Here is an 8762-nt window from a genome sequence, read left to right as displayed (position 1 = left end):
GCCGACGCCCAATTGGTCGCCGACGTAGACGATCAGCGCCGCAACCAAGACGTTGAACACGAACGACACCACGAAGACCTTGGGGTCGAAAATCCGCTCGAGGTAAGCCCGTAACCCGCCGAACACGGCGTCGAGCGCCGCGACCACCGCGATCGGCAGATACGGCTGGACGACCTCCGGCACGTTGGGATGGAAAACCAGGCCCAGCACGATACCGACGGCCAGCGCTGCGATCCCGATCATCGGCGCTCTGCTCCTACTTCGTGGATTTCTCGCACTACGACGAACCAATCTGTTTGGCGAACTTGACATCTCGCGTTGCCCCGGCGGGCAGCGTGAGCTTGTCTTTGGCGCTGACGTCGACACCGACACCATACGAGGTTTCCAGCAGGCGTAGCCGGCGCAAGCCCGGGCTGTTGTCGAACACGTCCTGCATGGCGTGTGGCGGCCCGATGGCGAGGACCGCGTACGGGCTGCTGGTCGGGTTATTGTCGATCAGAATCGCGCCGCCCGCCTGTCGGATGGTGACGTTTGGACCGATCCGGACCCCGCCGACCGAGATCGCCTCGGCGCCGCTGGCCCACAGCGAGTTGACCACGAGCTGCAGGTCGCGGTCCAGAATGATCTGCTGGCTGCCGGCGACCCGCTGCTTGGACACGTCGGAGAGGTTCGGCCCTACGGCGGGCTCGGTCACGGTGACGCTCAGACCCGGGCCGGTGACCGGGGTGCCCGCAGCCGCAAGGCTGAGCCGGTCGAGGCTGGCCAGCAGACGCCGTCCCTCGGCGTCCTCGGCAAGTGCCCGCCGCTGGACGTCATCGCGTTGTCCCGCAAGCGAATTGCGCTCTTTGGTGAGACGGCCGGTCGTCGCCTCCTCCGAGCGCACGCCGGCCGCCAGCACCCGCTGGGCAGCGCTCACGCCCGGGGCGACCAGCCGGGCCTGGGCGACCGCGGCGGCGAACACCGCCGCCACCAACAACGCGGCGAGCGCCTGCCAGAACCAGCCTTGAGCGCGTGCGCGAGCCGTCGGTTTCTCGCTGGGATCGCGCCGGGCGGCCGCGGCCGCATAACCGGGATCCAGATGCTCGGAGAGCAGGGCGCGCAGTAGCGAGGGCACCGGGATGCGTTGTGCCCGCCCGGCCTCGTGCGCGTTGAGGCCGGAGTAGGGCTCGTAGCCGCCCAGCGCCGGGTCAGGCACTGCGGACCCGCACCGGTGGCATTCGGCGTAGCACGATCACTACCTGCCACGCATAGACGAGGAACGACCACAGGTACATGTAGGTACCCCAGATCAAAAACGCCCAGCCGCAAGCCAATACGACGCGGCTCCACAACCCGTCGAACTGGCCCAGCAGGATCAGCGGGAAAGCCGACATCAACGCGAATGTTGCGGCCTTTCCGACGTAGATCACCGGCAACGCGGTGATGCCGCGGGTGCGCAGCAGCGGCAACTCGGCGGCCAGCAGCACGTCGCGAACCAGCAGGACGGCGATGATCCACCACGGCAGGATGTGCGCCAGACCGAACACGATCGGTGTCGTGACCATGTACAACCGGTCGACAAAGGGATCCAGATAGGCGCCCAGCTTCGAGGACTGGTTCATCAGCCGGGCGATCTTGCCGTCGGCCCAATCGGATGCGCCGCTGAACATCAGGATGGCCACCGCGAGGGCGTTCGCGTGGGCGAATAGCAGCGCATAGATGAAGACCGGGATCAGCACAAGACGCAGGCCGCTGAGCACGTTGGGCACCGTCAGCAGCCGGTCGTGCGCGGGCGGCCGGTTCATGTGCGGGGACCTTATCTGAAGATGCCGGGCAGGCTCAGCGCGGAAAGTGAGTCGTCGGACAGCGGGTTGTCGTGCACCATGTAAGTCCACGTCGAGGTCGGACGGGCCAACTTCGACAGATCGACGCCCGGCTCGTCTTTGATGGACGGCGAGGTCTCGAAGGTCTGTTGGGCGGCTTCGATCGCGTCGGCGGCCAGCGACGCAAACGCGTCGACCGCCATCCGGTGAAACTCGTCGAGCGGGTTCTGCCGTCCCAGCGCACGCAGATGGATGCTCTCCCGGATGTCGGCGAGGTAAGCGAGGTGATCCGCCCAGCCGCGGTCGAGGTGATAGAGCATGATCAGCCGGCAGATCTTTTCCAGCTGCCCCTGGGAAAGCTCTTTGGAGAGTTCCTCATAACGCTCGGGAGCCAGCTCGGCCAGCTCTTCGCTCGCGGCGGCGGTGCTGAGCAGCGTGTTGCGCCGCTCGACGATGATCGCGCGCTGTTGAGCGGTCAGCTGGTTGTACCGCCAGGTGTTGGCATGCACGTCGAGCAGGCGACCCTCGGCGACGCGCTGCGCGTGATCGAGGAGGCCGGCGACCTTGTTGCTGATGATGCGACCGTCCTCGTCGGTCTGCATGGGCAGCTTGTTGGGCTCGAGGTTGGCCGCCGCCACGTCGTCCTCCCAGCTGGAGAAGAACACCGAAGAACCGGGGTCACCCTGGCGCCCGGCGCGGCCGCGAAGTTGGTTGTCCAGCCGCTGGGTGTGGTGGCGGCCCGTGCCGACCACGTGCAGGCCGCCGAGCTCGACCACCTTCTCGTGGTCGGATTCATCGGATCCGCCGAGCCGGATGTCGGTGCCGCGGCCGGCCATCTGCGTCGACACGGTCACGGCGCCGAGCTTGCCGGCCTCGGCGATCACCGAGGCTTCCTCGGCGTCGTTCTTCGCGTTGAGCACCACCGCGGGCACGCCGCGGCGTCGCAGTCGTTCGTGCAGCTCCTCGGATTCGGCGACGTCGTGTGTGCCGACCAGGACGGGCTGTCCGGTCTCATGTATCTCGATGATGTGCGCGATGATCGCATCGGTCTTCGCGGCGGCGGTGATGTAGACCCGGTCGGTCTCGTCTTCGCGGATGTTCGGTGTGTTCGGGTCGATCGGCGACACCCCGAGCTTGTAGAACTGGCGTAGCTGTTCGCCTGCGGCCAAAGCGGTTCCGGTCATGCCGCACACCGTGGGATAGCGGTTGATCAACGCCTGCACGGTGATGGTGTCGAGCACCTCGCCGGTTTCGGTGGTCTCGATGCCTTCCTTGGCCTCGACCGCCGCCTGCAGACCGTCGGGCCAGCGCTGCAGCTGAGCGATGCGGCCGCGGGACGAGTTGATCAGGTGCACGGCGTCGTCGCGCACGATGTAATGCACGTCGCGGTGCAACAGGACGTGCGCGTGCAGCGCGACGTTGACTTCGGTGAGCGTCGTGCCGACGTGCTCTTCGGAGTAGAGATCGATTCCGCCAAGCTGCTTTTCGAGTTTGTGCGCCCCGGCGTCGGTCAGGTGGACGTTGCGATTGTCGGCGTCGGTGGCGAAGTACTGCTCGGCGTTCTCTGCATCGACCAGCTCGCCGACCAGCCGGATGACCTCGAGTCGCGGCTGCTCGCGGTGGCTGGTGCCGGCCAGCACCAGCGGCACCAGCGCCTCGTCGACGAGCACCGAGTCGGCCTCGTCGATCAAGGCAACGTCGGGGTTGGGTGAGACCAGATCGTCGACGTCGGTCACGAGTTGGTCGCGCAGCACGTCGAAGCCGATCTCGTTGACCGACGCGTAGGTGACGTTGCACTTGTAGGCAGCGCGTCGCTCCTCGGCAGTCGACTCGCCAGTCACCCAGCCGACGGTGACGCCCAGCGCCTCTAGCAGCGGGCCCATCCACTCGGCGTCGCGCCGGGCCAGATAGTCGTTGATCGTGACGACGTGGACGTGCCGGCCGCCCAGCGCGTAACCGGCGGCGGCGATCGCCCCGGCCAGTGTCTTGCCCTCGCCGGTCGCCATCTCGACCACGTCGCCGGCCAGCATGCGCAGCGCGCCCAGCAACTGCACGTCGAAGGGCCGCAGCCCGGTGGCCCGCTCGGCGGCTTCCCGTGCGATGGCGAGGAACTGGGGAATGTCGTCGGACTCGGCCAGGTCGTCCAGGTTGAGCAGACCGGCGGCTTTACGCAGCTGCTCGTCGTCGAGCGCGGCCGCTTTCTCGTCGTAGTCGGCCGAGGCGGTGACCTGGGCCAGCGAGCGGCCCTGGTTCTTCTCGGTGCTAGCGCCGAGCAGTCGCCAGAAGCGGCCGCTCAGGCGTCCGGAGGAAGAGCTGGTGGTCTTTGGCACAGGTCAACGGTACGTCAGATCGGCTAGGCCAGATTGGACCGGCGTGGATAGGCGACGTCGGGATCGGTCAGCACGTTGACCACGGCGGGCAGACCGCTGTCGAAGGCGCGCTGCAACGCGGGTCGCAGCTCGGCGGGCGTCGACACCAGCTCGCCGTGCCCGCCCAGCGCACGCGCCACTTCGTCGTAGCGGGTCTCGGGCCGAAGTTCGGCCACCACCGAATAGCCGTACAGCGCCATCATCGGGTGGTGTTCCAGCGCCCAGATTCCGTTGTTGCCGATCACCGAGACGACGGGAACGTTGTGTCGTGCCAAGGTGTCCCATTCCATGCCGCTGAACCCGAAGGCGCCGTCGCCCTGTAGCAACACCACCTGGCGATCTGGCCGGGCCAGCTTGGCGGCCAGCGCATACCCCGGGCCCGAGCCCAGGCAGCCGAACGGACCGCTGTCCAGCCAGGCGCCCGGTACGTAGCTGTCGATCACCCGGCCCGCGTAGGAGCCGAAGTCGCCCGCATCGACCACGACGATCGCGTCGCGATCCAGCATCGGCGCAAGTTCGGCGTAGACCCGCATCGGGTGCAGCGGGCTGCGGTCGTCGGCCAGTTCGGCCTGTTCGTGGCCGCGCGCGGCGGTCTCGGTTGCCCGCAAATCGGCGACCCAGTCGTCATGGCCGGGAGCCGTCGCGTCGCCCAACGCGGCCAGGATCGCCGATAGGTCGCCGTAGAGACCGGCGGCGATCGGCCGGGGATGCGGTCGATCGGGCTGCACTCGGTCGGCCACGATCAACTGGGTGTCCTGGCCGAACACGCCACCGAATCCCAGCCGGAAGTCCATCGGCACACCGACGACCACCGCAACGTCAGCCTCCCCCAACGCTTTTGAGCGCGCCCGGGAGAACGCCAGCGGATGATCGGCGGGCACCGTGCCGCGGGCCATGCCGTTCATCAGCACCGGAATCCGGCGCTGCTCGGCCAGTCGCAGCAGCGCCTCCTCAGCGTGTCCCCACCAGACGTTGGTGCCGGCCATGATCACCGGCCGCTGGGCGGATGCCAGCAAGCTGGCCGCGCGGTCGAGGGCCTCGCCGTCGGGCGGCACCTGGGTCGGCGGTGTCGACAGCGCGCCGGGCGGGCCGGTATCGGCGGCAACGGAAAACACGTGGTCCATGGGGAAGTCGATGAACGCCACCCCGGACGGTGCGCCAACGGTGGCCCGCAGCGCGTCGTCGATCAGTCCGCTGATCGCCTCCGCCGACGGCGCTGTGGCTGCGAACCGTGTCAGCGGGGCGACGAACGGCACGTGGTCGATCTCCTGCAGCGAACCCATGCCCCATCGCCCGGCGGGTGCCCTGCCGCCGAGGACCAGCAGCGGCGACGAATTCTGCTGGGCGGCGGCCATGGCGCTCATGCCGTTGGTGACGCCGGGGCCCGCGGTCAGCGCGGCGACGCCGGGCTGACGGGTTACCTTCGACCAGCCTTCGGCCGCGAACGCGGCGGTCTGCTCGTGGCGGGTGTCGATCAGGCGGATGCCCTCGCTGCGGCATCCGTCGTAGATGGAGAACAAATGACCGCCGGACAACGTGAAGATGGTGTCGATCCCGCTGGCCTTGAGTCGGCGGGCGATCAGTTGGCCGGCATGGAATGTGTGATCGGCGTCTTTGCCCATGCGCGCAGCCTATCGACCGGCCTGGGATACTTTCGCCGGGAAGCAGCCACTGTGACGGCGGCCGGGCCGGCCGCCGTCAGCGAGGAGACGTGATCTTGGACCCCAAGCCATTCAAGCCGTCCATCGATTGGGGCACGGCGACGACGGAGTCACTGTGGTGGCTGGCCAAGGGCTGGGTCATCGCCGCGGTGTGCGTGCTGGTGGTGCTGGTCCTGCTGCGCTACCTCACCCCGTGGGGACGCCAGTACTGGCGGATCACCGGCGGCTACTTCACCGGGCGGCACGCGGTGCGGACGTGGCTGCACTTGTCGGTGCTGTTGTTGCTAGTCCTGCTTCTGGTGCGAATGACCGTGCTGCTCAGCTATCAGAGCAACGACATGTTCAGCGCGTTGCAGACGGCATTCATGGGCACCGCATCCGGCGACAGGGCTATCAGGCAGTCGGGGATCCACGGTTTCTACACGTCGCTCATACATTTCAGCGTGCTCGCCACGTTGTGGATAGCCCGGGTGATGCTGGACATCTACCTCACCCAGCGCTTCATCATCAGCTGGCGAATCTGGCTGACCGGGCACCTGACCGACGACTGGTTGCGCGGACGAGCGTATTACCGGGATCTGTTCATCGACAACACCATTGACAATCCGGACCAGCGGATCCAGCAGGACGTCGACATCTTCACCGCCGGTATCGGCGGCACACCGAACATCCCGCAGAACGACACCTCCACCACGCTCCTGTTCGGAGCGGTGAAATCGGTGGTGTCGGTGATCTCATTCGCCGCGATCCTGTGGAATCTGTCTGGGCCGCTGAGCCTTTCGGGGTTAACCCTGCCACGGGCGATGTTCTGGATCGTCATCGTGTACGTATTGGTCGCGACGATCGTCGCGTTCTGGCTTGGCCGTCCCCTGATTCGGCTGAGCTTCAACAACGAAAAACTAAACGCCGCTTTCCGGTACGCGCTTGTGCGCCTTCGCGACGCTGCCGAAGCGGTCGGCTTTTACCGCGGCGAACAAGTCGAGCGATCCACGCTGCAAGGACGATTCGACCCGATCATCAGCAACTACCGGCACTATGTGCGTCGGACCGTCGGCTTCCTCGGATGGAACGCCTCGATGTCACAGGCGATCGTCCCGCTGCCGTGGCTGGTGCAGGCGCCGCGCCTGTTCGCCGGGCAGATCGCCTTCGGCGACGTCACCCAGACGGCGACGGCGTTCGGTGAGATTCACGATTCACTGTCGTTCTTCCGCAACAACTATGACGCGTTCGCCGCATTCCGCGCGGCCATCATCCGTCTGCACGGACTGGTCGACGCCAATGCCAAGGGACGTGATCTGCCCGCGGTACTCACCCGGCCCACCGACGACGGCTCGGTGGAATTCGACGGCGTCGAGGTGCGCACCCCCGACGGCGACCCGCTCGTCGATTCGCTGGACGTGCGGTTGGAAACCGGTCAGTCGCTGGTGATCACCGGGCGGTCGGGCGCGGGCAAGACCACGTTGCTGCGCAGCCTGGCCGAATTGTGGCCCTACGCATCGGGGACGCTGCGCTGCCCGGACGGCGAGAACGCAACGATGTTCTTGTCCCAGCTGCCGTATGTGCCGCTGGGTGATCTGCGAACCGTCGTCAGTTACCCGAACTCGCCGGCCGACATTCCCGACGAGACGTTGAACCAGACACTGACCAAAGTTGCGCTCGCCCCGCTGAGCGAACGGCTGGACGAGGTGCGCGACTGGGCCAAGGTGCTCTCCCCCGGCGAGCAACAACGCGTGGCGTTTGCGCGCATCCTGCTGACCAAGCCGAAGGCGGTCTTCCTCGACGAGAGCACGTCGGCGCTCGACGAGGGGCTCGAGCACGCGCTGTATCAATTGCTGCACAACGAATTGCCGGAATGCGTCGTCGTCAGTGTCAGCCACCGTCCTGCGGTCGAGGCGTTCCACGAACAACACCTCGAACTGCTCGGCGGTGGCCCGTGGCGGTTGGGAGCGGTCGGCAAGAAGCCCGCGACGGTCTAACGCGCTCCGGCCGCATGCGTTCCGGCGCGACGCCCGAAGAACGATCCCTCGCCGAGCTGGGTGCCGCTGGCATAGCCCTTGCCGTCCTGAGCGATGTTGGATGCGCACGCTCCCACGGCGTATAGGCCCGGGACGACGCTGGCATCCGCACGCTGCACCTGGCCGTCGACGGTGACCGCCAGCCCGCCCATCGTGAAGCCGGAGTACATCGCCCGCCCGAGCGACAGGTCGAACACGGCCCAGGGCCCATTGTCTTGCGGCGCAAGGTAATCCGGCTGCTTGTGGAAGTCAGGGTCCTCACCCTTGGCGGCGAACTCGTTGTAGCGTTTCAACGTCGCGGCGACGTTGCCCGCAGGGATCTCGAGCGCGGTCTCCAGTTCGGCGATCGTCTCGTAGCCGTCGAGGAACTTGATCAATGGCATCGCGGGCATCTCGGTGTGGGCCTCGTCGACGATCAGGTAGGCGGTCTGCTCGGGCTGCTCCAGCACGAAAGCCGATGTGCGCGAATGGTAGGAGTCTTCGGCGACAAACCGTTTGCCCTCCTTGTTCACGATCACCCCCGTCAGCAGAATCTCGGGCGGGTACGCGGCCGCCGTGATGAACTTTTCGTTCATGTTCTCGGCGACGCCACCCGCGGAAATACCCATCCGGAGGCCGAGCCCGTCGTCGTTGGGGTTGCCCAAAATGTAAGGCGCCACCAACCTGATCCTGAACGCAGACGGCGCCGTGGTCGGCGTCGCCTGGAAGCACTTCACCGAAACCGGTGCGGTGAAAGCGAAATCGGTCGTGATCGCAGCCGGCGGTTTCGCGATGAACGAGCAGATGGTCGCCGAATACACACCCGAATTGGGGCAGCCGCGACGCACCAAACACCACGGGTTGGTGGCGCCTTACATTTTGGGCAACCCCAACGACGACGGGCTCGGCCTCCGGATGGGTATTTCCGCGGGTGGC

At 66.7% G+C, this 8762-nt stretch carries 6 protein-coding genes and 2 pseudogenes; 2 read left to right on the top strand and 6 right to left on the bottom strand.

Going from position 1 to position 8762, the window contains the following annotated elements; all coding sequences use genetic code 11:
- The 5 genes from A5658_RS10580 to A5658_RS10560 all read right to left on the bottom strand — a co-directional run.
- Nucleotides 1–243, bottom strand: a 243-nt coding sequence (locus A5658_RS10580) for a DUF1290 domain-containing protein (protein ID WP_067333796.1), incomplete at its 3' end; no start/stop codon positions are given.
- 34 nt (nucleotides 244–277) lie between these two features.
- Nucleotides 278–1195, bottom strand: coding sequence for a DUF881 domain-containing protein (locus A5658_RS10575; RefSeq protein ID WP_067333793.1), 918 nt, complete (start codon nucleotides 1193–1195; stop codon nucleotides 278–280).
- A complete protein-coding gene (locus tag A5658_RS10570; RefSeq protein WP_067333790.1) occupies nucleotides 1188–1784 on the bottom strand; it encodes a CDP-alcohol phosphatidyltransferase family protein in 597 nt (198 codons plus the stop codon). The genes A5658_RS10575 and A5658_RS10570 overlap by 8 nt, the downstream gene beginning before the upstream one ends.
- A gap of 11 nt (nucleotides 1785–1795) precedes the next feature.
- Entirely contained in the window at nucleotides 1796–4132 is a 2337-nt protein-coding gene (gene secA2, locus A5658_RS10565) for an accessory Sec system translocase SecA2 (protein ID WP_067333787.1), read from the bottom strand.
- Between the two features lie 23 nt (nucleotides 4133–4155).
- Nucleotides 4156–5793, bottom strand: a complete 1638-nt coding sequence (locus tag A5658_RS10560) for an acetolactate synthase (protein ID WP_067333784.1) — start codon at nucleotides 5791–5793, stop codon at nucleotides 4156–4158.
- A gap of 95 nt (nucleotides 5794–5888) precedes the next feature.
- Here A5658_RS10560 and A5658_RS10555 point away from each other — a divergent pair, with 95 nt between their 5' ends.
- Nucleotides 5889–7808, top strand: a complete 1920-nt coding sequence (locus tag A5658_RS10555) for an ABC transporter ATP-binding protein/permease (protein WP_067333799.1) — start codon at nucleotides 5889–5891, stop codon at nucleotides 7806–7808.
- Here the strand turns inward: A5658_RS10555 and A5658_RS10550 are convergent.
- Nucleotides 7805–8509: pseudogene (locus A5658_RS10550) on the bottom strand (FAD-binding protein); the annotation flags it as partial. The gene A5658_RS10555 and the pseudogene A5658_RS10550 overlap by 4 nt on opposite strands.
- Here A5658_RS10550 and A5658_RS10545 point away from each other — a divergent pair.
- Nucleotides 8499–8762, top strand: a pseudogene (locus A5658_RS10545) (FAD-binding protein); the annotation flags it as partial. The pseudogenes A5658_RS10550 and A5658_RS10545 overlap by 11 nt on opposite strands.

The sequence above is a fragment of the Mycobacterium sp. 1245111.1 genome, from assembly GCF_001673405.1.
In the GTDB taxonomy this organism is placed as follows: domain Bacteria; phylum Actinomycetota; class Actinomycetes; order Mycobacteriales; family Mycobacteriaceae; genus Mycobacterium.
The sequence above is the reverse complement of the archived record's forward strand: the minus strand, read 5'-3'. Positions and strand labels throughout refer to the sequence as shown.

Bases quoted from the DNA above. Each gene is read 5' to 3' on its own strand.
- A5658_RS10560 (WP_067333784.1), bottom strand. From the start codon at position 5,793: ATGGGCAAAGACGCCGATCACACATTCCATGCCGGCCAACTGATCGCC.
- A5658_RS10570 (WP_067333790.1), bottom strand. From the start codon at position 1,784: ATGAACCGGCCGCCCGCGCACGACCGGCTGCTGACGGTGCCCAACGTG.